The sequence below is a fragment of the Streptomyces sp. NPDC002698 genome (assembly GCF_042888945.1).
Classification (GTDB): domain Bacteria; phylum Actinomycetota; class Actinomycetes; order Streptomycetales; family Streptomycetaceae; genus Streptomyces.
The window spans coordinates 1-24415 of the sequence record NZ_JBIAQM010000022.1; the positions used below are offsets into that span (position 1 = coordinate 1).

Genomic DNA, 24415 nt, shown 5'->3' on the forward strand with positions numbered 1-24415 from the left:
GGGGCGCCGGGGGGGGGGGGGCCGTTTGGGGGGGGGGGGTGGTTGTTTTTTTTGTCCGGGGGGTATTGCCCCGCCCCCCCGGGGGGGGGGGGTCCGGGGGGGGGGGGGGGGGGGGGGGCGGCGCGGCCCGCACCGTGGGGGGTTGAACTGCGTGCGGGCCGCGCCAGTCGGTGAGCCGGGTCAGTAGGCCCGGTTGTACATCCGTCGGCGCCACCACAGCAGACCGGAGCCGATGAGCAGGATGCCCGCGGCGCCCGCCGCGGCGGAGCCCGCGATCAGCACGGTGTCGGTTCCGCCACCGGAGCCGGAGCCGGCCGGCTGGAGCGCGTCGCCGAGCTGGCTGCGCACATCGGTCCCGCTGGTCGTGCCCTTGGCGAGCGCGCCGCGCGAACCCGAGGTCGGCTCGGCCACGTACGGGAAGTACTTCTCGAACTTCTTGTCGTTCTTGTCGACCGCGTCACCCAAGTCGTTCTTGGATCCGACGAGTTCACCCTCGACCACCTGGAGCGAGGCGTCGATCACGTCGTCCGTGAGGCGGCGTCCGTTCGGGAAGCCCGCGTTGTCGCCGTCGAGGACACCGAGCCGCTTGGGGTGCATGGTCGGCTTGATCGAGGTGTTGAGCCGCAGCTCCTCCGCCGGACGCACGTGCGGCGGCTGGTTGAGGCCCTTGACGCCCTTCAGGAACACGTCGACCAGGTCGTTGCGGGGCTCGGCCGGGGCCTTGATCTTGTAGATCCCCTCGATGAGCTTCGGGAGCTCGGGGTTGGTCACGTTCTTCAGGAACTGGGCGTCCTCCCAGGGCGCGGACGCGTTGAACTTGTCCTTGTCCTTCTGCGGGTTGACGACCTCGTTGACCAGCGGCATGCCGAGACGCGAGACCTGGCGGTACTGGCCGCGGGCGTCCTTGCGCTGCGTGGTGGACCAGATGCCGACGACCGGCTGTCCGGCCGACTCGCGGATCATGTCGTTCGGGACCTGAAGGGCTATGGAGTTGACGTTGTAGCCCTTGAGGGTGTCCCGTCCGACCTCGGTCAGGTTCCCGCCGTACAGCAGGTCGAAGACGCGCAGGTCCAGGAAGAACGGGTCGTCCGCCTGGCCGGCGAACGTCGTCGAGCCGCCGGCGAGCTTGGACACCGCCTGGTAGCGCAGCTTCGAGTAGTCCGGCATCGACGCCTTGCCGACGTTGGACGGGGCGACCGGAACGTCGTCCGCGACCTTGGTCTTCGACACCAGCCGCTGGTTGTGCAGCCGCAGGAGCTCGATGTCGTACGTCTGCGTGATGTTCAGGTCGGGGTCGTCGAGGCTGGTGACCGGACCCGTGTTGTACAGGAACGTGTTGCCGTTCTTGCGGTGCGTCTTGAAGGTGTAGCGGTAGATCAACTCACCTTGCGCGTCACCGTTGTTGTCGATGTGGAGGTCGTACTGGGCGTCGTCGGCGAACGTGAAGAAGTTCGGACCGCCCGCGGGCTCCTCGAAGGGGATCCAGTTCGCCACGATCGTCGTCGTGTCCGGCTTGTCCGGGCTGACGAACGCGTACACGTCCGTGTTGTCGTACTGGGGAGTGCCCGAGATCAGCGGGGCCTCCCGGTGGCTGGAGGCGGAGGCCGCCCCCGGCGCCAGCGCCGTCGCACCGGCGGCCGCGAGCCCCCCGGCAGCCAGCGCACCGCATACGAGGGTCGCGAGAGTCCTTCGACCCGCGCCGCTCCTGGAGATAGGTGTCATGCCGTCCGTCCTCTGTCCAACTTGCCTGACGCACGCCATTCGGAGCGGTCGCCGGGGTGGATTGGTCGAATCCCAAACGTCTTTACGGCGGTTCTCCCAGGTTGTTTCATCGACGGGCCGGCTTCTTTCCCGACGGTCGCCCGAACCGGTCGGCGCGAGACGTGCGACAGTGCCGGTCGCGGACAGGGGGACGGTCACCGGCGGACACGCGGACGAACAGGTCTCGGGGACGGGAACTGATCAGCGGTGGACGCGCGTTTTCGGCTCGCTGATCCGTAACCCATCCGTAGACGGGTTCGCTGCGAAGACGTAGGGGAAAGGACGGGCCGTGCACGGCCGGAGAGGGGGACGGGTGGAGGCTGACGAGCTACTGGTGCTGGTGGCCGGAGGCGACCAGAAGGCGTTCGAGGAGCTGTACGGACTGGTGTCCGGGCCGGTGTTCGGACTGGTGCGCCGCGTGGTGCGGGACCCGGCGCAGTCGGAGGAGGTGTCGCAGGAGGTGCTGCTCGAACTCTGGCGCTCCGCGCCGCGGTTCGACCCCGGACGCGGCAGCGCGCTGTCCTGGATCCTCACGCTCGCGCACCGCCGCGCCGTCGACAGGGTGCGCAGCGCCCGCGCGGCCACCGAACGCGAGCAGCGCGAGGGGCAGCGCAACCACCGCCCCGCCTTCGACCAGGTCGCCGAGGAGGTCGAGGCCGGGCTCGAACGCGAGTGGGTCCGCCGCTGTCTCGACCGGCTCACCGCCCTTCAGCGGCAGTCCGTCACCCTCGCCTACTACGACGGCTACACCTACCGGGAAGTCGCCGAGCGGCTCTCCCTGCCGCTGGGCACCGTCAAGACCCGTATGCGCGACGGGCTCACCCGCCTGCGCGATTGCCTGGGAGGAGTCGCGTGAACGCCGACGACCGCCTGCCGGGCCGTGATCCGAACGGAAGAGAGGGGGGTGCCGCATGAGCGTCCTCGACCGACTGCTGGGCCGCGATCTGCACTCGCTCGCCGCCCCCTACGCCCTCGACGCGCTGGAGAGCGACGAGAGGCGCCGCTTCGAACGTCATCTGAAGGGCTGTGACCGCTGTGCCGAGGAGGTGCGGGCGCTGACCGAGGACGCGGTACGGCTCGCCTGGTCCACGGCGGCGGCCCCGCCGGCCGCGTTGCGCGCGCGGGTGCTGACCGCCGTACGGACGACACCGCAGGAACACACGGCCCGGGACCTGCCCCGTGCGCGGCCGGCCCATCAGCCCGCGCGTGCGCGAACCCCCCGGCTCCGCCCGCTGTTCGCCCCGCTCGCCACCGCCACGGCCGCCGCTGCCCTCGTCGTCGCCGCGCTCTTCGCGGTGCAGGCGACCCAGGCGCGCGACGAGCTGAGCCAGGAGCGCGCCCAGGCGCGTGAGATCGCCCACGTTCTCGCGGCACCGGACGCGCGGGCGACCGGTGAACGGGACGCGGGGGGCCGCGGAATCGGAGTAGTGGCCTCCGCGTCGGAGCGGCGCGCCGTCGTGACACTCAGCGGACTCGGCACGCCCGCCGGCGGACGCGTCCATCAGCTGTGGCTCATGCGCCCCAACGAGAAACCGCGTTCCCTCGGTCTCTTCGACGGCGACACGCCCCTCGTCGCCGACGGGCTGAACACGAACGCGACGTCACTCGCAGTGACCGTCGAGCCTCGCGGGGGCTCGGAACAGCCCACTACCTCGCCGGTTGTCCAACTCGCCCTGGAAACGGTTGGATTCGGAGAGTAACCGTCAACCCCCTTATGGGGAAGGTGAATCCTTTGTCCGAGATACACGCGCGCCATGAGGGGGCGATAGGGTTAGTCTGCCCGGGCCGGGTGGACTTGTACGGGTGGGGAGTGACATGGAACAGATAACAGTGCGCAGCAGGGCACGCGTCCCTGCGATCACGTGCGGGAGCAGCGCGACCAGTTCGCGCCTCGACCGACATCTCGCGGTGCTCGGTGGCCCTGCCATACCGCAGCGCGAGACGGTCGAGGCGACGTCGCTGATGCGTGAGCTCACGACCCGTGACCACGCGCACGACAGCGGCTCCAGGGGTGCGCGCGTGCGGCGGGTCTCGCTGTTCGCACCGCTCAGGCGGCTGCGCCGCTCGCTGTTCGGCGACCGCTGACCGCTGTCGTTACCGGCCTTCTCGACCCGCGCTCCGGCGACTCCACCGAACCGGCGCAACGCTGCCCCTCCGCGTCCGTCATCCCCACGGCGGGCGGCGGCGCCCGGTGATCACCACATCCGGAGCGCGGGTCACCACCATCACCGAGCCGTGAGGCTCAGCGCACCACTCCGTCCCGCCGCAGCTCGGCGACGTCCGCGTCCGTCATGCCCAGCGCCCGCAACACCACCCCTGTGTGCTCGCCGAGCCGCGGGACGGACCCCATCCGCGCCTCCTCCCCGCCCGGCAGGGTGATCGGGGGCAGCAGGGCCCGCAGCGGTCCGGCCGGCGATCCCACCTCCCGCCATCTGTTCCTGGCCGCCAGCTGAGGGTGCTCCGCCACCTCGCCCACGTCCCGCAGCCGTGCGCAGGCGATGCCCGCGGCCTCCAGGCGGGCCACCGCCTCGTCGGCGCCCAGCGCGCCCAGCGCCCCGGCGACCAGCGCGTCCACGCGCTCCCGGTCCGCCACCCGCGCCGCGTTCGTCGCGAAACGAGGATCGTCCGCCGTCTCGGGCCGCCCCAGAACCTGCTGGGCGAGCCGCCGCCACTCCCGGTCGTTCTGCACCGACAACAGCACGCGCCCGCCGTCCGCCGTCGAATAGGCGTCGTAGGGAACGATGACGGCGTGGGCGAGGCCCGTGCGAGCCGGTGCGGTCCCGTCGTGCATCGCGTGGTGCAGCGGATGCCCCATCCACTCCGCGAGCGCGTCCAGCATCGACACCTCGACCGGGCCCCCGCGCCCGGTCGTGCCGCGCCGCACCAGCGCCGCGAGGACCCCCGAGAACGCGTACATGGCCGCCGCGATGTCCGCGGCCGGGATGCCCGCCTTCACCGGTTGTTCGGGCGTCCCCGTCACCGACACGAGCCCCGCCTCGCACTGCACGAGCATGTCGTACGCCCGTTTGCCGGCGTACGGCCCCGACGGCCCGTATCCGGAGATGTCCACGGCGATCAGCCGGGGATGCTCGGCACACAGGGTCGCCGCGTCCAGGCCCAGCCGCGCCGCCGCGCCCTGGGCGAGGTTCTGCACGAACACATCCGCGTCCGCGACGAGCCGGCGGACGACGTCGAGCCCGCGCGGGTCCTTCAGATCGAGGGCGACGGACTCCTTGCCCCGGTTGCACCACACGAAATGCGAGGCCAGGCCCTGGGCCGCGGTGTCGTAGCCACGCGCGAAGTCCCCGCCGTCGATCCGCTCGACCTTGACGACCCGGGCGCCGAGATCGGCGAGCTGCCGGGTCGCGAAGGGCGCGGCGACGGCTTGTTCGACGGCGACGACGGTGATGCCCTCGAGGGGCAGGGGCTCTGGCTGCATGCGGTGGATCATGACTCCTCCCCACCACCTTTGTCATGCGCTGATTGCCGCGGGGTGATCCGGTGGCCGCCGGCCGGCGGTTCCCGGCAGCCGGCGTCCGGCCGTCAGGGAGCGCCGGCCGCCGCGACGGGGCGGACATCGCCCGCCGGGGCACCGGGAGCCTGCCGATTCCAGCGGAGGACAGGTCCTAGATCAGCGCGAACTGGCCCTCCGGGCCCTCTTCGTGGTGGTCGAGCACCGAGGCCGGGCGGCGCGCCGCGTCCGGGACCGGGAGCACCCCGGCCGTGCGCAGCTCCGTCCGGGTGATCGGCGACCGCGGCTCCAACGCGGCCTGCCGGGGGCGCAGTTCCGCGAGGAGCGCGAGCACCGTGATGAGTTCGAGGAGTTCGGACGTCCACGCCTGCGGCCAGCCGACGGGGCCGATCGCCTCCAGCGTGCCCGGCTCCGCCACCCCCGTCCTCGCCGCGAACCACTGTTCCAGCACGCGTACGCCGCCGACCTCGAAGTCCCAGGCCTCGGGCGGCACGGGCGAGATCCTGCCGTCGCCGAGGTGCAGGGACTCCTCGGCGCGGTCGTAGTACGGGTCGGTGAACGGGGGGCCCGTGGCCGGCCGGGGTCCCTGGGGCAGGGCGGACAGCGGCGCGCGGACGTAGGGCCGCCGGCCGCCGGGAAGTTTGGGGCGCTCGCCCTCCCGGCGCATCAGCCGCAGCATGCGCTGGCCCAACTCGACGCCGTACGCCCACACTTCGGGGTCGGCGGTGAGCGGGACCGCGCATCCGTCGCGGCCGTGCCGCGCGACCGCCGTCGTCCAGGCGAGGACGTCGAGGGGAGCGGGTGTGTCGCCGAGGCGGGAGCCCAGATGTTCCAGCAGGCCCGGTGCCAGGTTCGGTTCACGGCCACCGGGGCGCCGGTAGAGGGGGCGCACCCGCCCGCCGCGGCCCGCGCTCAACGGCAGCACGGACGCGGCCAGCAGAGCCGGACCGGAGGCCTCGGGCACCGGGGTCTGCTCGACCGCGAACACCTGCTGTTCGTCCGCCACCCGCCACAGCTCGGGGCGGGCCGAGTCGATCAGCCGGTGGTCGGGAATCAGCCACTGCTCGTCGAAGGGGGCGCTCAGCACGCGGACCGGCGCCGGGCACGGGTCCGACGCCCGGGCGAGGCGGCCCGTCCCGCTGGACTGGCCCGGAAGCTGGGCGACCGCGGAGTGCGTCGTGCGCGCCCGCGTCGGCCCGAACAGCGTCTCGCGGTCCTCCCCCTCGGCCCGCACGAGGGCGTCCCAGCGGGCTTTCAGGGAGGCCGCGTCGGGTGCCGTCGGCCACCTCCGGCCCAGCCTCGGCGGTGCGACGGACCACGGCATGAGGTCCGCGAGCAGCGGAGCGGCGTCGGGCGTCACGCCCGGCATCGTACGACGCGGGTGCCGCGCGCCGCCCCCGTACGCCATCGTCAGTGCGCGTCGAGGGTGACCGTGAACGAGAAGCGGTCGCCCCGGTAGTGGATGACCGCCACGTCCAGCGCCTGCCCGTCCGTGCCGTGGATGACGCCCGTGTAGCGCAGGATCGGGCTGAGCAGCGGCACTTGGAGCAGACGCGCCGTCTCCGGGTCCGCGAGCGTGGCCTCCACCGTGTCGGTGATCCGGCTGATGCCGACCCCGAGCACGTCCCGCAGCACTTTGGTCATCGGCCAGCGGATCAGATCCTCCCGGTCGATACGGTCGGCCAACTCCGGCCGGAGGTAGTTGCGCGCGTGGTTGGTCGGCTCGCCCGTCGTCTCGTCGCTGCGCAGCCGGTGGTACGTCGCCACCTCGGCCACATCCGGGAAGAATTCCGCCAGTTCGCCGGAAACGGGTGCCTTCCCCTGATCCAGCAGCTCGGTCGTCATGCCCGACTGCTGGGCCACGATCGCGTCCACCGAGCCGAGCAGCCGCACGGGCGCGCCCCGCAGCGCACTCGGCTCGATGAACGTGCCCCGGCGGCGGTGCCGGGTGATGAGCCCCTCGACCTCCAGCTCCTTGAGCGCCTGCCGCATGGTCAGCACGCTCACCCCGTAGTGCCCCGCGAGCTGCTCCTCGGTGGGCAGGCGCAGGGGATCCTGGGGAGCGCGGCCGAGTATCGAGGCGCGCAGGGACTGCGACACCTGATACCACAGCGGCAGCTTGCGGTTCAGGACGATCGAATCGGGAGCGAAGGAGGTCACGAGGGTATCCGTACCGGTCGCGGGCGTGGAAGGCAACGGCCGGTGAAGGTCAGCCGGCCGGGCGGAAGTGTCGCCCGAGGCCCTTCCACACGTCGTCGTAGCCCTTCTGGAGATGGTCCGCCCGCGCCGCCTGGGCCGTCGCGGTCACCGGCCAGCGGGTCTCGAACATGAACGCCAGCCCGTCGTCGATCTTCTGGGGCTTCAGTTCGGCGGCGCTGGCGCGGTCGAAGGTCTCCTGGTCCGGACCGTGCGCCGACATCATGTTGTGCAGCGAGCCGCCGCCCGGCACGAAGCCCTCCGCCTTCGCGTCGTAGGCGCCCTCGACGAGACCCATGTACTCGCTCATCACGTTCCGGTGGAAGTACGGGGGCCGGAACGTGTCCTCGCCCACCAGCCAGCGCGGCGCGAACACCACGAAGTCGACACCGGCCAGACCCGGGGTGTCGGACGGCGAGGTCAGCACCGTGAAGATCGAGGGGTCCGGGTGGTCGTAGCTGATGGAGCCGATCACATTGAAACGGTGCAGGTCGTAGATGTACGGCACATGGTTGCCGTGCCAGGCGACGACGTCCAGCGGCGAGTGGTCGTACGTCGCCGTCCAGAGGTTGCCGCAGAACTTGTTCACCACCTCGACGGGACCCTCGACGTCCTCGTAGGCGGCGACCGGCGCCAGGAAGTCGCGGGCGTTGGCGAGGCCGTTGGCGCCGATCGGGCCGAGGTCGGGCAGCTGGAAGGGCGCACCGTAGTTCTCGCACACATAACCCCGGGCGCCGCGGGCGCGCCCGCCCTCCGGTGCCGTGTCCAGAAGCTCCACCCGGAAACGCACCCCCCGGGGGATCAGTGCCATCTGGCCCGGTTCCACGTGCAGGAGCCCGAACTCGGTGCGCAGCAGCAGGCCGCCGCGCTCCGGGACGATGAGCAGCTCGCCGTCGGCGTCGCTGAACACCCGCTCCATCGACGCGTTGGCGTGGTAGAGGTGCACCGCGATCCCGGTGCGCTGACCGGCGTCGCCGTTGCCGCCGAGCGTCCACAGACCCGCGAGGAAGTCCGTCCCGGCGGGGGGCTCGGGGAGCGGGTTCCAGCGCAGCCGGTTCGGGTCGGGCACCGTCTCGGTGAACGGCGCCGTCCGCAGCGTGCCGTTGTCGGCGCGGGTGAACGCGGGGTGCGCGGCCGACGGCCGGATCCGGTAGAGCCACGAACGCCGGTTGGACGCGCGCGGCTCGGTGAACGCCGAACCGCTCAGCTGCTCCGCGTACAGGCCGAGGGGTGCTCGCTGCGGTGCGTTGCGGCCGTGCGGCAGGGCCCCCGGGACCGCCTCCGAGCTGTGTTCGTTGCCGAATCCGGAGAGGTAGGCCAGCCCCTCGGCCGTCTTCCTCGCGTCCCCGCTCATGTTCGCTCCCTCGCGCCCGATTCCTATGTATCACCGTAGGATTCCCTCCCGCCCCGCGCAAGAGGCCGACCGGGGCAGGCCGAGGGTTGGCCGGAATTGCCAGGGGACTAGTACTCAAGGGTGTGCGGCCGGTCCAAGAACCCGACTTCAGGGGGATACGGCCGTAAGGGGCCTTGTTCTACGCTCCCGGACATGCGGTGGATGTGTGGACTGCTCACCGCGCTCGTGGTCTGCGCCCTGTGCGGCGGAGCCGCGGGCTGCGGCACCGGTGACGCGCACGAGCGGGGGACCACGGTCTCCGCCTCGCCCGTGGGCACATTGCTCGACGAGACGGACGAGGAGGGGCGGCTCTACCGTGAGGTGGAGGGGAAGGGGGCACCCGAGGTCGCGATCGAGATCCAGCCGGACTCCGCCGACGGCTGGGACGTGCGGCTGACCGTCCGCGACTTCCGCTTCTCGCCCGCGGGCACGCGCGCCGTGCCGGTCGCGGGGCGCGGCATCGCGCACCTCTACGTCGACGGCCGGACCGTCGCCCGGCTGCGCGCCGCCGAATACCACCTGGCCGGGCACTTCGTGCCGCGCGGCACCCACCACGTCACCGCGCGGCTGTACGCGGACGACGGCACCGTCTGGGCCGTCCACGGCAGGCCCGTGGAGAGCACGGCCGACATCACCGCCTCGGGCTCGGGCGCGATACCCGGCCCGGAATCGCGGACGCCCGAGGCCGAGGCCGCGGCCTCGACGGTGTCGCCCGCGGCGCGCTGACGCCGCCGGCCTCGGGGACCTCCCGGGCGGAGGGTCCGAGGCGCGACGCGTGGTCAGGGCACGGATGCGCCGCCGAAAATGAGTGGTCATGGCACGGAGGCGCGTACTGATGGGCGAGGTTCACCGGACCCCGTCGGAAAGGCATCATGAAGACCGTGCCCCATGCGACCTCGCTCCGCAGAGCGCCCGTACAACGGCGTAGCGCAGAACGACTGACCAGAATCCTCGACGCCTGTGCCGACCTCCTCGACGAGGTGGGCTACGACGGGCTGAGCACACGGGCCGTGGCCCAGCGGGCCGGTGTGCCCATCGGCTCCGTCTACCGGTTCTTCGGCAACAAGCGGGCGATGGCCGACGCGCTCGCCCAGCGCAACCTGGAGCTCTACAGCGAGCGCGTCACCGAGAGTCTGCGCGAGGCGGACGGGGGAGGCTGGCGGGCCGCGATGGACGCGGTGCTCGACGAGTACCTCGCCATGAAGCGCACCGCGCCGGGCTTCTCCCTCGTCGACTTCGGCAACCAGATTCCCGTCGGCGCCCGTTACGCCGAGCCCAACACCCGGGTCGCCGACCGCCTGACCGACCTGCTCTCCGGATACCTGGACCGCGAACCGGACGACGACCTCCGCCGCTGCTTCCTGGTCGCCGTGGAGAGCGCCGACACCCTGGTCCACCTCGCCTTCCGGGTCGATCCCGAGGGGGACGAGCGGATCATCGCGGAGACCCGCGAGCTGCTGCGGGCGTATCTGGCCAGGGTCCTCGACTGACGGCCGGCGTCCGGCGCGTGCGAGGGGGAGCGCCTGCCCGGGAATCCCGGACCCTGCAGATTTCCCGGACTTCTCGGTCCCCGGGCTTCCCGGTCCCCGGGCTTCTCGGTCCCCGGGCTTCTCGGACCTCTCGGGCTCCCCGGATTCCTCTGATCCCCCCGTCCCTTCCCGGGGCGGCGACGTCCGTGACGCGACGCTCGCGGGGCGCGGGAACCCGGTGCGCGGAATTCCGACGGACGCCCGGAGGACCCTCGCCGTCATGCGTACCGGTCGGTATGCTCACTCGCGTCCGTGTGCCACCCAGGCCACCGCCCTCCGGGAGGACCCGTGTCCCGTACCTCCGGTACCACCCCCGACTCCCGAACCGCGCTGCGCGTCTGCCCCCTGTGCGAGGCCACCTGCGGGCTGACCCTGACCATCGAGGGCACCCGGGTGACCGGTGCCCGGGGTGACCGGGACGACGTGTTCAGCAAGGGCTTCATCTGTCCGAAGGGTGCCTCCTTCGGCGCCGCCGACAGCGACCCCGACCGGCTGCGCACCCCCCTCGTCCGCGAGGACGGCGTCCTGCGCGAGGCCACCTGGGAGGAGGCCTTCGACGCGGTGGCCGCCGGACTGCGCCCCGTCGTCGAGCGGTACGGGCCGCACGCCCTCGGCGTCGTCCTCGGCAACCCGAACGTGCACACCATGGCCGGCGCCCTGTATCCGACCGTCCTGCTCGGCGCCCTGCGCACGCACAGCGTCTTCACCGCCTCCACGCTCGACCAGATGCCCAAGCACGTGTCGAGCGGGCTGCTGTTCGGCGACGCCAACGCGATCCCCGTGCCGGACCTGGACCACACCGACCACCTGCTGCTCATCGGCGCCAACCCGCTGGAGTCCAACGGGAGTCTGTGCACGGCCCCCGACTTCCCCGGCAAGCTCCGGGCGCTGCGGGCCCGCGGCGGCACGCTGACCGTCATCGACCCGCGCCGCACCCGCACGGCCAAGCTCGCCGACCGCCATGTGGCCGTCCGCCCCGGCACCGACGCGATGCTCCTCGCGGCGATGGCGTACGTCCTGTTCGAGGAGAAGCTCGTCGACCTCGGCGCGCTGACCCCGCACGTCCAGGGTGTCGACGAACTTCCGGACGCGCTGCGGGACTTCACCCCCGAGGCGGCGAGCGCGGCCTGCGACGTGGACGCCGTCACCATCCGGGAGCTGGCGCGCGAGCTGGCCGCGGCCCCCACCGCCGCCGTCTACGGCCGCATCGGCAGCTGCACCGTTCCGCACGGCACCCTGGCCAGCTGGCTGGTGGACGTCCTCAACATCCTCACCGGCAACCTCGACCGGCCCGGCGGTGCCCTCTTCCCGACGGCCGCCACCGACCGGGCACCCCGCCCGGCGGGCCCCGGCCGCGGCTTCGCGCTCGGCCGCTGGCACAGCCGGGTGAGCCGGCACCCGGAGGCCAAGGGCGAACTGCCCCTGGCCGCCCTGGCCGAGGAGATCGACACCCCGACCGAGGACGGCAGCCCGGTCCGCGCGGTCATCACCGTCGCCGCCAACCCCGTCCTCTCCGCGCCCGACGGCCTCCGGCTCGACAAGGCGCTCGAATCGCTGGACTTCATGGTCAGCGTCGACCCCTACCTGAACGAGACCTCGCGCCACGCCCACGTCGTGCTCCCGCCGCCCCCGCCCTCCCGGAGCGCGCACCATGACTTCGCGTTCAACACCCTCGCCGTGCGCAACCAGGTCCGCTACAACCGCCCCGCCGTCCCCCTGGAGGAGGGCCGGATGGCGGAGACCGAGATCCTCGCCCGGCTCGTCCTCGCCGCGACCGGCATGCACGGAGCCGACCCGTCCGCCGTGGACGCCATGGTCGTCGAGGGCACCCTCGCCAAGGCGGCCGGGGACAGCGCGTCCCCGGTGCACGGGCGCGACCCGCGTGAACTCGCCGCCGCCCTCACCGGCGAGAACGGCCCCGAACGCCGGCTCGACATGATGCTGCGCCTCGGCCCGTACGGCGACGGCTTCGGCGCCCGCCCCGACGGCCTGACCCTGGACAAGCTGCTGGCGCACCCGCACGGCATCGACCTCGGACCGCTCTCCTCCAGCCTGCCGCGCCGGCTGAAGACCCGCAGCGGGAAGGTCGAGCTGCTTCCGGAGCCGATCGCAGGCGATCTGCCGCGCCTGCGCGAGGCGCTGCGCGAGCGCCCGGCGGCGATCGTCCTCGTCGGCCGCCGTCATCTGCGCTCCAACAACAGCTGGATGCACAACATCCCCGCGCTCACCGGCGGTTCCAACCGCTGCACCCTGCACATCCACCCCGACGACGCCGCCCGGCTGGGGCTCGCGGACGGGTCTGCGGTGCGCGTCAAGGGCGCCGGGGGAGAGGTGACCGCGCCGGTGGAGGTCACCGACACCGTTCGGCGCGGGGTGGTGAGCCTTCCGCACGGCTGGGGGCACGACCGCCCCGGCACCCGGATGAGCCACGCCTCCCTGGACCCCGGCGTCAACGTCAACCAGCTCCTCGACGGCTCGCTGCTCGACCCGCTGTCCGGAACGGCGGTCCTCAACGGGGTGCCCGTGGAACTGGCGGCCTGCCCCTGAGCCTGCCGTGTGCCCCGGGGCCGCCGCGGACGCCCATGGGCCGCCGCGGCCCGGGAGCGCCTTTCCGCCGGTAGAGCGACAGACGGCGGGGGCCAGGGCGCAGTTGCGTCCCTTTCCGGAGCTTATGTGAGAAGTAGTCAGATGACCTGAAATTCGTATGAAAATCATCTGGCTCGGAGGCGTCTCGCATGTCCACCCCGTTCCTCTCCGTGCCGCATCGCGGTGCCGGAGCCCTCGCCGCCCTCGCGGTCGCGGGCACCGCCCTCCTCGGTGCCCCGGCCGCCGTCGCCGCCCCCGGTGACAACGGCGACGTCAAGGTCCACGACGCGAACACCGCGTTCGACAACCAGCGGGACGACCCGAAGGTCTGCCGCTTCTACCTCGACGGCTTCGACTTCGACGCGGGGCAGCAGGTCTCCTGGTGGATCGCGCACCAGCCCGGCGCCGCGGCCGCCCCCGTCCTGGCGGGCACACTGTCCGCGTCCCGGACCGGGCGCGCCGGGACCCGCATCTTCACCCTGCCCGACGGCCGGTACGAGCTGACCTGGAACTTCCAGGGCGAGAACGGCGCGGGCAAGAGCAAGGTCTTCAGGGTCGACTGCCCCGTCGGCGCTCCGACCCCGACGCCGGCCAGGGGCGGCGGACCCAGCGCCACGCCCAGCCAACTGGGCGGTGGCCCGAGCGCGACACCGAGTTGGCAGGGCGGCCCGGGCGGTGGCCCCGGCGGACAGCAGGGCGGCCCGGGCCCCAACGGAGGACCTCCGGCGGGCGGCGGCGGACTCGCTCACGAGCGGAACTTCTCGCCGGTGGCCGGTGCGGCGGCCGCGGGTCTCGTCGTGGCCGGGGGAGTCGTGTTCCTGCGGCTGCGCCGACGCGGCAATGGCGCCGCGTAGACGACGGAGGCCCTGGTACCGGACGCGCGCCTACCGCCTGACGAGGACCCTGGTGGTCGCCGTCGCACTGGTGGCGGGCGGCGTCTGGTGGGCGGGGGACGGTGAGCCCGCCGGGACGGTGGCGTCCGGCGCCGTACGCGACGACGGCGCCGCCTCCCGGGCTCCGGCCGGCAAGGCGGGCGCCGGGCGCACGCCGGACGCCCGCCCCGGCGGCGACGCGCGCGGCCCGCGGCGGCATCCGTCCGCGCCCGCGCGCCGGACGGCCCGGCCCGCACCCCCGCCCGCACCGCTGCCCCGCTCCCGGGCCGTCCGCCTGCGCATCGCCTCCCTCGGCGTCGACGCACCGGCCATCGGTCTCCGGCTGGACCGCCGAAGACGGCTCGCCGTGCCGCCCGTGGACGATCCGAAGCCCGTCGGCTGGTACACGGACGGTCCCACGCCGGGCGAACGCGGTACGGCCCTCGTCGTCGGCCACCGCGACACCCGGACGGGACCCGCCGTCTTCGCCCCGCTCGAACGAATCCGTCCCGGCGCGCGCGTCGAGGCGCGGCGCGCGGACGGGCGGACCGCCGTCTATACGGTGGACGTCGTACGTACGTACGCGAAGGCACAGTTCCCCGACCAGGAGGTGTACGGCGACCGGGGGCGCCCCGAACTGCGGCTGATCACCTGCGGCGGCGCCTACGACCACAGGTCCGGATACGCCGCCAACGTCATCGCCTTCGCCCACCTCACGCAGATCCTGGGGCGGGCCGGCGCCCGATGAGGCGAACCGCGGTGCGGCGGAACGGAGTCGCGGCGAAGGATCCCCGTGCCCGGTCCCGGCCCGACCGGTATCCGATCGTCCGTTTCCGCCCGTACCGAACCTGCCCGTCCGATACCGCCACGTGTCTTCCCCCGGACGTGTGCGGTCCGTTAGCTTCCGTGACTCAAGGTCCCGTACGACCCGTACGGGACGACCGGCCGCGGAGCACCAGCGCCTTGCACGCCCCCGGGGGCCCCTGTCATGACACGCGCCATCTCCCTGCACCACGTCAGCAAGTCGTACGCCCGCGGGCCCCGTGCCGTGGAACGGTTCTCGCTGGACATCCGGCCCGGCGAGTTCCTCGTGCTGCTCGGCCCCTCCGGCTGCGGCAAGTCGACCGTGCTCAGGATGATCGCGGGACTGGAGGAGGTCACCGAGGGCGAGGTGCGCCTGGACGGCGAGTACGCCAACGACCTGCCGCCCTCCGAGCGGAACATGGCGATGGTGTTCCAGAACTTCGCCCTCTACCCGAGCATGACCAGCCGCGACAACATCGGCTTCCCGCTGCGGATCGAGACGCCCGGCGAGGACCCCCGGGCCCGGGTGGACGCCACCGCCCGGATGCTCGGTATCCAGGACCTCCTCGACCGCTTCCCCAACCAGCTCTCCGGCGGCGAGCGGCAGCGCGTCGCGATGGGCCGGGCGATAGCGCGCCACCCCTCCACCTTCCTGATGGACGAACCGCTGTCCAACCTCGACGCCAAACTCCGCAACCACCTGCGGGCCGAGATCTCCAAGCTCACCAGGGACCTCGGAGCGACCACGGTCTACGTCACCCACGACCAGGCCGAGGCCATGTCGCTCGGTGACCGCGTCGCCGTGATGCGCGGCGGAGTCCTCCAGCAACTGGGCACGCCCCGCACGGTCTACGGGCTGCCCGCGAACGTCTTCGTCGCCGCCTTCATCGGCACCCCGCGGATCAACCTGCTGCGCGGACTGGTCCGGGCCCCGCTCGACGGCGCCATGACGATCAGTCTCGGCAAGCAGTACCTGCGGCTGCCCGAACCCCTCTGCCTGGACCACCAGTTGCTCAGGGTGCAGCAGGGCCGTGAGGTGATCGTCGGGCTGCGCTCCGAGGCCATACGGCTCGCCAGGGCGTCCGACGCCCGGCCGGGCGAGGTGGCGATCACCGGTCTGGTCGAGCATGTGGAGTTCCAGGGTCACGAGGTCCTGGTCCACTTCAACACGGGCTCGCGGCCGGCCTTCGTGCCCGACCTGGAGTCGCCGCGCCCGTCCCGCCCGACGCGCCGACGGCGCCGTGACGCCGGCACCGTGCTGGACCGGCTGCGGGGGCGCACCGGGGCGCTGCGGGCCGGACCGGTCGTCGTCCTCGACCACCCCTCGGACGACGAGGCCGATCACCCCGGGCAGACACCGCCCGAGGGGCTGCTGCCCGGCGATCTCGTCGTCCGCACCACGCCCGACATCGACCTCCGCCACGGCATGCAGGTCCCGCTCCTCGTGGACCTGGCCCACCTGTTCGTCTTCGACCGGAGCGGCGAACGGATCTGCCCGGCGCCGGAGCGGCTTCCCGACCTGGAGGAGTGACTCCCCGGGGTGCGCGGGGTGCGGACTCCGGGCGGGGCCCGTGATCCGCCGTGCGGCAGGTCACCCTGGCGCCGCAAAACTATCATCGCTAGTTTAGGGTCCGGACGACGCTGCCCCGCCCGGGAGGAACACGATGAAGGCACATGACGGCATGTACATCGACGGGGCGTGGCGCCCCGCGGCCGGACGGGACACGATCGAGGTCGTGAACCCGGTCGACGAGCAGGTGATCGGCCACGTCCCGGCGGGCACGGCCGAGGACGTCGACGCCGCCGTGCGCTCGGCCCGTGCCGCGTTCCCCGGCTGGGCCGCGACCGCGCCCGCCGAACGCGCCGCCCGCCTGGCCGCCCTGAGGGACGTACTGGCCGCCCGCAAGGACGAGATCGCCGAGACCGTCACCGCCGAGCTCGGCTCACCGCTCGCGTTCTCGCAGGCGGTGCACGCGGGCGTCCCGGTGCTGGTCGCCGGTTCCTACGCCGAGTTGGCGGCGACGTACGCCTTCGAGGAGAAGGTCGGCAACTCGACCGTCTACCAGGAGCCCGTCGGTGTCGTCGGCGCGATCACGCCCTGGAACTACCCGCTCCACCAGATCGTCGCCAAGGTCGCCCCCGCGCTCGCCGCGGGCTGCACGGTGGTGCTGAAGCCCGCCGAGGACACCCCGCTCACCGCCCAGCTCTTCGCCGAGGCCGTGGCCGAGGCGGGCGTCCCGGCGGGTGTCTTCAACCTCGTCACCGGCCTCGGCCCGGTCGCCGGCCAGGCGCTCGCCGAGCACCCGGACGTGGACCTGGTCTCCTTCACCGGCTCCACGGCCGTCGGCCGGAGCATCGGCGCGACCGCGGGCGCCGCGGTCAAGCGCGTCGCCCTCGAACTCGGCGGCAAGTCCGCGAACGTCATCCTGCCGAGCGCCGACCTCGCCAAGGCCGTGAACGTCGGCGTCGCCAACGTGATGTCCAACTCCGGCCAGACGTGCAGCGCGTGGACCCGCATGCTGGTCCCCGCCGAGCGTTACGACGAGGCGGTCGAGCTGGCCGCGGCCGCCGCCGCGAAGTACGGCGACCGCATCGGACCCGTCGTCAACGCCAAGCAGCGGGACAGGGTGCGCGGTTACATCGAGAAGGGCGTCGCCGAGGGCGCGCGGCTCGTCGCGGGCGGGGCCGAATCCCCGCGCGAACAGGGCTACTTCGTCAGCCCCACCGTCTTCGCCGACGTCACCGAGGAGATGACGATCGCGCAGGAGGAGATCTTCGGCCCGGTCCTTTCGATCCTGCGCTACGAGGACGAGGAGGACGCCCTGCGGATCGCCAACGGCACCGTCTACGGGCTCGCGGGCGCGGTGTGGGCGGGCGAGGAGTCCGAGGCGGTCGCCTTCGCGCGGCGGCTCGACACCGGCCAGGTCGACATCAACGGGGGACGCTTCAACCCCCTCGCCCCCTTCGGGGGTTACAAGCAGTCGGGTGTGGGGCGCGAACTCGGCGCCCACGGACTGTCCGAGTACCTCCAGACCAAGTCCCTCCAGTTCTAGGAGCGTTCACGTGGTTCGCGCCGCCGTCCTGCCCGCCGTGGGTGCCCCGCTGGAGATCGCCGAGATCGAACTCCCCGACCCCGGGCCGGGCCGGGTCCGGGTGAGACTCGCCGCCGCCGGGGTCTGCCACTCCGACCTGTCCCTGTCCAACGGCACCATGCGGGTGCCGGTGCCCGCCGTGCTCGGCCATGAGGGCGCCGGCACCGTCGTCGCCGTCGGCGAGGGTGTCACCCAGGTCGCCCCCGGCTCCCGTGTCGTCCTCAACTGGGCTCCCTCCTGCGGGAGTTGTCACGCCTGCTCGCTGGGTGAGGTGTGGCTGTGCGCCGACGCGCTCACCGGCGCGGGCACCGTGTACGCCCGCCGCGCCTCCGACGGCAGCGATCTGCACCCCGGCCTGAACGTCGCCGCGTTCGCGGAGGAGACGGTGGTGCCGGTGTCCTGCGTCCTGCCCGCCCCGGACGGCATCCCGCTCACCGAGGCCGCCCTGCTCGGCTGCGCGGTCCTCACCGGATACGGCGCCGTCCACAACTCGGCGAAGGTCCGGCCCGGCGAGACCGTCGCGGTGTTCGGGGCCGGCGGGGTCGGGCTCGCCGCCCTCCAGGCCGCCCGGATCGCGGGCGCCTCGAAGATCGTCGCGGTCGACGTCTCGCCCGAGAAGGAGTCGCTGGCCCGCGAGGCGGGAGCCACCGACTACGTCGTCGCCTCCGACACCACCGCCCGCGAGGTCCGCGCCCTCACCGGAAAGCAGGGCGTCGACGTCGCCGTCGAGTGCGTCGGCCGCGCCGTCACCATCCGTACCGCCTGGGAGTCGACCCGGCGCGGTGGCCGCACCACCGTCGTCGGCATCGGCGGCAAGGACCAGCAGGTCACCTTCAACGCCCTGGAGATCTTCCACTGGGGCAGGACCCTCGCCGGCTGCGTGTACGGCAACTCCGACCCGGCCCGCGATCTCCCGGTGCTCGCCGAGCACGTACGCGCGGGCCGTCTCGACCTCGGGGGCCTGGTCACCGACCACATCGCCCTGGACGGCATCCCCGCGGCCTTCGACAACATGATCGCGGGCAAGGGGGGCCGGGCCCTGGTGGTCTTCTAGTGCCTGTCGCGGCACTAGGCAGGTCCGGTGGTCATCCGGGCACCACGTCCGGCGGACGTCCCCGGGCCGCCCCGGGAGGATGCGAGAGCACCCGGTGCGGCCCGGTCGGGCCGGCTCGGCCCGGATCTCCGGCCGCCGGCACGGCGTGACGGGAAGCCCCCGGCTCCGGCCGGGGGAGGAGTCACGCGAAACCCGAACCGCACGCACACCCGAACCGCACGTACACCCGCACCCGCATGCGTACCCGTACCCGGACGCACACCCGCACCCGGACGTCCGCCGCGCCGGGCGGTCACATCGGCCCGCTCAGCTCTCCCGGACCAGCCTCGCGTACTGCACGGCGAGGCCGTCCAGCAGCGCGCCGAGCCCCGTCTCGAAGGCCCGCTCGTCGATCTTCTCCTGCTGTTCGGCGAGGAGGTGCGCCTGCCCCAGATGCGGATAGTCGTCCGGGTCGTACGCGCTCTCGTCGTCCACGAAGCCGCCGGCGAAGGAACCCAGCGCGGACCCCATGATGAAGTACCGCATCAGCGCCCCGATCGAGGTGGCCTGGGCCGGCGGCCAGCCCGCCTCGACCATGGCGCCGAAGACGGCGTCGGCGAGCCGGAGTCCGGCCGGCCTGCGGCCCGGTCCGCGCGCGAGGACCGGGACGATGTTCGGGTGGTCGCGCAGGGCGGCGCGGTAGGAGACGGCCCAGTCGTGCAGCGCGGTCCGCCAGTCGCGGCCGTCCTCGAACATCGACAGCTCGACCTGGGCGCTCACCGAGTCCGCGACCGCCTCCAGGATCTGGTCCTTGGTGCTGAAGTGGTTGTAGAGGGAGGGCCCGCTCACTCCCAGTTCCGCCGCGAGCCGGCGGGTCGAGACGGCCGCCAGGCCCTCGGCGTCCACCAGCGCCCGTGCCGTCTCGACGATGCGGTCGGTGCTGAGGAGGGGCTTGCGCGGTCGGGCCATGGCGCACATAGTAGGGCTGCACCATGAAACTAGCAGTGCTAATTTAAATGTACGGTTTTCAATGTACGGCTTTCAAAGGCCGCTACCTGTGGGGTGACCCGGCATGAACCTCGGGCTCAGCGATGAGCAGACCGCCGTCCGGCAGCTCGCCAGGGACTTCGTGCACCGCGAGATCGCCCCGCACGTCGTCGCGTGGGACCGCGCGGAGGACGTGGACCGGTCCATCGTGAAGAAGCTCGGCGAGGTCGGCTTCCTCGGCCTCACCATCGACGAGGAGTACGGCGGCAGCGGCGGCGACCACCTCGCGTACTGCCTGGTCACCGAGGAACTCGGGCGCGGTGACTCCTCCGTGCGCGGGATCGTCTCCGTCTCGCTCGGGCTCGTCGCCAAGTCGATCGCCGCGTGGGGGAGCGAGGAGCAGAAGCGGCGCTGGCTGCCGGGGCTGACCTCCGGCGAGTACGTCGGCTGCTTCGGGCTCACCGAACCCGGCACCGGCTCCGACGCGGGACAGCTCTCGACCCGCGCGGTGCGCGACGGTGACGACTACGTGATCAACGGCAGCAAGATGTTCATCACGAACGGCACCTGGGCCGACGTCGTGCTGCTCTTCGCCCGCTCCACCGACGCCCCCGGCCACAAGGGCGTCTCCGCCTTCCTCGTGCCCACCGACACCCCCGGTCTGACCCGCCGCACGATTCACGGCAAGCTCGGGCTGCGCGGCCAGGCCACCGCCGAGCTCGCCTTCGAGGACGTACGCGTGCCGGCGAGCGCCATGCTGGCGCCCGAGGGCAAGGGCTTCACCGTGGCCATGTCGGCACTCGCGAAGGGCCGGATGTCGGTGGCCGCGGGCTGCGTCGGCATCGCCCAGGCCGCCCTGGACGCGGCGGTGACGTACGCGACCGAGCGCGAGCAGTTCGGCAAGACGATCGCCCACCACCAGCTCGTCCAGGAACTGATCAGCGACATCGCCGTCGACGTGGACGCGGCGCGGCTGCTGACCTGGCGGGTCGCCGACCTCGTGGACCGCGGACTGCCGTTCGCGACCGAGTCCTCCAAGGCCAAGCTCTTCGCCTCCGAGGCCGCCGTGCGCGCGGCGAACAACGCCCTCCAGGTCTACGGCGGCTACGGCTACATCGACGAGTACCCGGTCGGCAAACTCCTGCGCGACGCCCGGGTGATGACCCTCTACGAAGGCACCAGCCAGATACAGAAACTGGTCATCGGACGCGCTCTGACAGGTGTCTCGGCGTTCTGACTCTGAGTACGTCCCTGAGTACGAGGACGGATGTGGCGGCGGCCACATCCGCCGACCCTTGTCCCATGACCGAGACACCCGTCAAGCAGCAGAACACGGCCGCCTTCTACGGACAGGCCGTGGCCTCCTTCTCCGTCGCCATGGCCGCCACCGCGCTCGGCATCTTCAAGCTCCAGGCGGACGCCTGGGTGCGCGGCTTCCTGGCCATCGCCGTCCTCTATCTGGTGACGTCCTCCTTCACGCTCGCCAAGGTGATCCGCGACCGCCAGGACGGCGGCCGTCCCGGCACCCGGGTGTACGACCCGTTCGAGAAGCTCTGATCCCCGCGCGGCCATGACCTGGCCGAAGGCGCTAAGCGCTCGCTCAGGTTCGGGGGTATGGTGTTCACCCTGTCAGTGATGAAGGGGCGAACAGCGATGAGTGCGGCGCAGGAGACGTCCGGCGGCGAGATGCAGCCGTGGTCCGAGGTGACCCCTGACGCGGCGCGGCGGCTGCTCGTGGCCGCGGTGGAGGCCTTCGCCGAGCGCGGGTACCACGCGACGACGACCCGGGACATCGCGGGCCGCGCGGGCATGAGCCCGGCCGCGCTGTACATCCACTACAAGACCAAGGAAGAGCTGCTCCACCGGATCAGCCGGATCGGCCACGACAAGGCGCTCGACATCGTGCGCACCGCCGCCGAGGCCGAGGGCACGGCGGCCGAACGGCTCTCCGACGCCGTGCGCTCCTTCGTACGGTGGCACGCGGGCCAGCACACCACGGCCCGCGTCGTCCAGTACGAGCTGGAGGCCCTCGGTCCCGACGCCCGGGCGGAGATCATCGCGCTGCGCCGTCAGGTCGACGCGGAGGTCCGCGGCATCATCCAGGACGGTGTCGCGACCGGTGAGTTCGACGTCCCGGACGTCCCCGGCACCACCGTCGCCGTGCTGTCCCTGTGCATCGACGTGGCCCGCTGGTTCAACGTCGAAGGCCCCCGCACGCCCGACGAGGTCGGAGCGCTCTACGCCGACCTGGTCCGGCGGATGGTGGGATTCAAGGAGTAGGACCCGGCCGGTCCTGTGCCCGTCCCCGGACTCGGCGGGGGCCGGCCGGCGGACGCGTACGTGCCGGGCCCGACCCGGACGCGCCGGTGCCGGGCCCGGGTGCGGTTCAGAGGTAGTAGCGAGAGACCGACTCCGCGACGCAGACCGGCTTGTCGCCGCCCTCGCGCTCCACGGTGAAGGCCAGGGAGACCTGCACGCCACCGGGCACGTCGTCCACCGCGGTGATCGTCCCGGTGGCGCGCAGCCGCGAGCCGACCGGAACGGGGGCGGGGAAACGGACCTTGTTCGTCCCGTAGTTGACGCCCATCTTCACGCCTTCGACGCTGATCAGCTGCGGGCCGAAGAGCGGCAGTAGCGACAGGGTGAGGTAGCCGTGCGCGATCGTGGTGCCGAACGGACCCGCCGCGGCCTTCTCGGGGTCGACGTGGATCCACTGGTGGTCGCCGGTCGCCTCCGCGAAGAGGTCGATCCGCTTCTGCTCGATCTCGACCCAGTCCGTGTGTCCCAGCTGCTCGCCCACGGCGCCCCGCAGTTCGTCGACCGTCGCGAACGTCCTCGGCTCTGCCATGTCCCTGGCCTCCCGCATCTCATAGTCTAAGCGACTGCTTAGCATGGTCGGCCGGGCGGCGCATGTCAACGGACCGGACGCGTGGCGCGGTAGGTAGGTTGGAGGAGTGCCCCAGATCCCCGAGACGGTCCACGAGCTGACCGTCGGACAGTTGTCGGCCCGCAGTGGCGCGGCCGTCTCCGCCCTGCACTTCTACGAGTCCAAGGGCCTGATCAGCAGCCGCCGCACCTCGGGCAACCAGCGCCGCTACCACCGTGACGCGCTGCGCCGTGTCGCCTTCGTCCGGGCCGCCCAGCGCGTCGGCATCCCGCTGGCCACCATCCGCGAGGCGCTCGCCGAGCTCCCCGAGGAGCGCACCCCGACGCGGGAGGACTGGGCCCGGCTGTCCCGGGCCTGGCGCTCCGAACTCGACGAGCGCATCAAGCAGCTCGGCCGGCTGCGCGACCACCTCACGGACTGCATCGGCTGCGGCTGCCTCTCCCTGGAGACCTGTGTGCTCTCCAACCCCGACGACGTCCTCGGCGAGCGCCGGGCCGGCTCCCGCCTCATGGTGGAGCGGGCCGGAACGCAGCCGGCGCCGGCGACCCAGGAGCGTGGGCCGGCGGCCGCGTGCGAACCCGGGCCACGCCGGGAACCGGCGGCGGGGGACTGCCGCTGACGCGTGGTCCTCGACCGCCCCGCCCCCCGACGCGTCAGCCGCCCCGCCCTGCCGCGGGCACGTCACTCGTACTCCGTGCCGCCCTTGCGGGTCAGATAGGCCGGGCTGACCGCCTTCGCTATCGCCCGTCCGCCCGTCACCGGGCTGTACCGCTCGGCGGCGACGAAGGTCCCCTCCGGTCCACCGGGAGCCGGAGCCCCGGGCCGGATCACGACACCCTCGCGCAGATGCAGCCCGCGCCCGGACACGGTCTCCCGGCCGGAGGCGGTCTCCAGGACGCGCTCGACGTCGTACGGACCCTCGTACAGCCTTGGTACGAGGGGGAGTTCGCCCGCCAGCAGCTCCTGCGCGTCCAGCCAGCGGACCTCGCCGTCGATCTCCGCGGACACGTCGAACACGGCGTAACCGATCGTCTCGCGGCGGCCGTCGGCGCCGTACGACAGGTCCTGCACACCGGCCCCGTACACCTCGCCGAAGATGCCGACACGGCGTGCGCCCAGCCGTTCGGCGATCCCGGCGGCCGCCTCCGCGACACCGTGCCCGCGTACCGCGCGCCAGTACAGGTTGCGCGGATCCTCCTTCAGCGCCAGGGACTTGGAGCCGAAGCCCTTCGAGGACACATGGACGCGGCCCTCGTCGGCGAGGTAGGTCAGCAGACAGGCCGAACCGTGCAGCTTCTCCGTCACGACGACGGGCTCGCCCGGTGTGAAGATGTCCGGATACCGCTGGATGTTCTCGATGTCGACCCAGGGCAGCAGATCGGGAGCCGCCTCGACATCGCCGTTCATCGTGGGCGGGATCGGCGGCACCCATTTCACGATGCCGAGGAACTCCGCGAAGTCCGTGCCGTCCTCGGCGGCCCGCGCCAGGTCCACGTCCGCCAGCGCCTTCGGCCGGCACACGATCCCCTGCGACAGCTCGCCGCGCAGCCGTACCGCCCTGACCCGGTCCGACGAACTGCCCGCCAGACGCCCGGTCAGCCCCAGCTCCTCGATCAGCGGGGCCGGCAGCACGGACTGCTCCGGGATGTAGAGCGCCCACTCGCCGGTGCGGTACGCGCCCTTGGCGACCACGGCCCGGTACAGACCCACCTGGGCCAGTTCGAGCGCGTCGGCGTTCGGATGGTCGTGGACGGTCAGCACTTCGGCGGTGACGCGCAGCGTCGACATGGGGGACTCCAGGGG

General features: G+C 72.5%; 23 protein-coding genes. 15 read left to right on the forward strand and 8 right to left on the reverse strand.

All coding sequences use genetic code 11. The features are described from left to right. Positions 1-180: 180 nt before the first annotated feature. A complete protein-coding gene (locus ACFYW9_RS26875; RefSeq protein ID WP_389155271.1) occupies positions 181-1722 on the reverse strand; it encodes a DUF4331 domain-containing protein in 1542 nt (513 codons plus the stop codon). A gap of 352 nt (positions 1723-2074) precedes the next feature. On the opposite strand from ACFYW9_RS26875, the gene ACFYW9_RS26880 reads away from it, so the two are divergent. From ACFYW9_RS26880 to ACFYW9_RS26890, 3 genes are all read left to right on the forward strand, one after another. After that, entirely contained in the window at positions 2075-2617 is a 543-nt protein-coding gene (locus ACFYW9_RS26880; RefSeq protein ID WP_037628546.1) for a sigma-70 family RNA polymerase sigma factor, read from the forward strand. A gap of 55 nt (positions 2618-2672) precedes the next feature. After that, positions 2673-3461, forward strand: a complete 789-nt coding sequence (locus ACFYW9_RS26885; RefSeq protein WP_351864152.1) for an anti-sigma factor — start codon at positions 2673-2675, stop codon at positions 3459-3461. A gap of 115 nt (positions 3462-3576) precedes the next feature. After that, positions 3577-3846, forward strand: coding sequence for a hypothetical protein (locus tag ACFYW9_RS26890; protein WP_328667958.1), 270 nt, complete (start codon positions 3577-3579; stop codon positions 3844-3846). A gap of 157 nt (positions 3847-4003) precedes the next feature. Here ACFYW9_RS26890 and ACFYW9_RS26895 read toward each other — a convergent pair whose 3' ends face one another. The 4 genes from ACFYW9_RS26895 to hmgA form a co-directional block, all read right to left on the reverse strand. Continuing rightward, positions 4004-5212, reverse strand: coding sequence for a CaiB/BaiF CoA transferase family protein (locus ACFYW9_RS26895; RefSeq protein WP_389155276.1), 1209 nt, complete (start codon positions 5210-5212; stop codon positions 4004-4006). 175 nt (positions 5213-5387) lie between these two features. Further along, positions 5388-6602, reverse strand: a complete 1215-nt coding sequence (locus tag ACFYW9_RS26900) for a type ISP restriction/modification enzyme (RefSeq protein ID WP_389155279.1) — start codon at positions 6600-6602, stop codon at positions 5388-5390. A 41-nt stretch (positions 6603-6643) separates the two neighbouring features. Then, positions 6644-7393 carry a GntR family transcriptional regulator gene (locus tag ACFYW9_RS26905; RefSeq protein WP_389155282.1) on the reverse strand — a complete coding sequence of 250 codons (750 nt, stop codon included), beginning with the start codon at positions 7391-7393 and terminating at the stop codon, positions 6644-6646. 49 nt (positions 7394-7442) lie between these two features. Then, positions 7443-8783: a homogentisate 1,2-dioxygenase gene (gene hmgA, locus ACFYW9_RS26910; RefSeq protein WP_351864139.1), complete on the reverse strand. Its 1341-nt coding sequence runs from the start codon at positions 8781-8783 to the stop codon at positions 7443-7445. 192 nt (positions 8784-8975) lie between these two features. On the opposite strand from hmgA, the gene ACFYW9_RS26915 reads away from it, so the two are divergent. From ACFYW9_RS26915 to ACFYW9_RS26950, 8 genes are all read left to right on the forward strand, one after another. Then, on the forward strand, positions 8976-9548 hold the full coding sequence (locus ACFYW9_RS26915; protein WP_389155286.1) for a hypothetical protein: 573 nt from the start codon (positions 8976-8978) through the stop codon (positions 9546-9548). A gap of 146 nt (positions 9549-9694) precedes the next feature. Next, positions 9695-10312 (forward strand): TetR/AcrR family transcriptional regulator, encoded by a 618-nt coding sequence (locus ACFYW9_RS26920; protein ID WP_351864134.1) that lies wholly within the window; start codon positions 9695-9697, stop codon positions 10310-10312. A gap of 327 nt (positions 10313-10639) precedes the next feature. Next, positions 10640-12898 (forward strand): molybdopterin oxidoreductase family protein, encoded by a 2259-nt coding sequence (locus ACFYW9_RS26925; protein WP_389155290.1) that lies wholly within the window; start codon positions 10640-10642, stop codon positions 12896-12898. A 188-nt stretch (positions 12899-13086) separates the two neighbouring features. Further along, a complete protein-coding gene (locus tag ACFYW9_RS26930) occupies positions 13087-13791 on the forward strand; it encodes a hypothetical protein (protein WP_389155293.1) in 705 nt (234 codons plus the stop codon). A 52-nt stretch (positions 13792-13843) separates the two neighbouring features. Then, positions 13844-14557 carry a class F sortase gene (locus ACFYW9_RS26935; RefSeq protein WP_389155296.1) on the forward strand — a complete coding sequence of 238 codons (714 nt, stop codon included), beginning with the start codon at positions 13844-13846 and terminating at the stop codon, positions 14555-14557. Between the two features lie 240 nt (positions 14558-14797). Continuing rightward, a complete protein-coding gene (locus ACFYW9_RS26940; protein ID WP_389155299.1) occupies positions 14798-16144 on the forward strand; it encodes an ABC transporter ATP-binding protein in 1347 nt (448 codons plus the stop codon). A 133-nt stretch (positions 16145-16277) separates the two neighbouring features. Further along, entirely contained in the window at positions 16278-17666 is a 1389-nt protein-coding gene (locus ACFYW9_RS26945) for an aldehyde dehydrogenase family protein (protein WP_389155302.1), read from the forward strand. A 10-nt stretch (positions 17667-17676) separates the two neighbouring features. Beyond that, positions 17677-18759 carry a Zn-dependent alcohol dehydrogenase gene (locus ACFYW9_RS26950; RefSeq protein ID WP_389155305.1) on the forward strand — a complete coding sequence of 361 codons (1083 nt, stop codon included), beginning with the start codon at positions 17677-17679 and terminating at the stop codon, positions 18757-18759. Positions 18760-19065: 306 nt separating this feature from the next. Here ACFYW9_RS26950 and ACFYW9_RS26955 read toward each other — a convergent pair whose 3' ends face one another. Next, positions 19066-19707, reverse strand: coding sequence for a TetR/AcrR family transcriptional regulator (locus ACFYW9_RS26955; protein ID WP_389155308.1), 642 nt, complete (start codon positions 19705-19707; stop codon positions 19066-19068). A 103-nt stretch (positions 19708-19810) separates the two neighbouring features. On the opposite strand from ACFYW9_RS26955, the gene ACFYW9_RS26960 reads away from it, so the two are divergent. The 3 genes from ACFYW9_RS26960 to ACFYW9_RS26970 all read left to right on the forward strand — a co-directional run bounded on the left by ACFYW9_RS26960 (position 19811) and on the right by ACFYW9_RS26970 (position 22005). After that, positions 19811-20962 carry an acyl-CoA dehydrogenase family protein gene (locus ACFYW9_RS26960; protein ID WP_389155311.1) on the forward strand — a complete coding sequence of 384 codons (1152 nt, stop codon included), beginning with the start codon at positions 19811-19813 and terminating at the stop codon, positions 20960-20962. A gap of 65 nt (positions 20963-21027) precedes the next feature. Next, complete coding sequence (locus ACFYW9_RS26965) at positions 21028-21282, forward strand: YiaA/YiaB family inner membrane protein (protein WP_326788704.1); 255 nt, start codon at positions 21028-21030, stop codon at positions 21280-21282. Between the two features lie 96 nt (positions 21283-21378). After that, positions 21379-22005, forward strand: a complete 627-nt coding sequence (locus tag ACFYW9_RS26970) for a TetR/AcrR family transcriptional regulator (RefSeq protein WP_328454166.1) — start codon at positions 21379-21381, stop codon at positions 22003-22005. Between the two features lie 106 nt (positions 22006-22111). Here the strand turns inward: ACFYW9_RS26970 and ACFYW9_RS26975 are convergent, their stop codons facing one another. Then, positions 22112-22573 carry a MaoC family dehydratase gene (locus tag ACFYW9_RS26975; protein ID WP_326788706.1) on the reverse strand — a complete coding sequence of 154 codons (462 nt, stop codon included), beginning with the start codon at positions 22571-22573 and terminating at the stop codon, positions 22112-22114. A 106-nt stretch (positions 22574-22679) separates the two neighbouring features. Here ACFYW9_RS26975 and soxR point away from each other — a divergent pair, with 106 nt between their 5' ends. Further along, positions 22680-23231 (forward strand): redox-sensitive transcriptional activator SoxR, encoded by a 552-nt coding sequence (soxR, locus tag ACFYW9_RS26980; RefSeq protein WP_389155317.1) that lies wholly within the window; start codon positions 22680-22682, stop codon positions 23229-23231. A gap of 62 nt (positions 23232-23293) precedes the next feature. Here the strand turns inward: soxR and ACFYW9_RS26985 are convergent, their stop codons facing one another. Further along, positions 23294-24400 (reverse strand): RNA ligase (ATP), encoded by a 1107-nt coding sequence (locus ACFYW9_RS26985; protein WP_351864110.1) that lies wholly within the window; start codon positions 24398-24400, stop codon positions 23294-23296. Positions 24401-24415 lie beyond the last annotated feature (15 nt).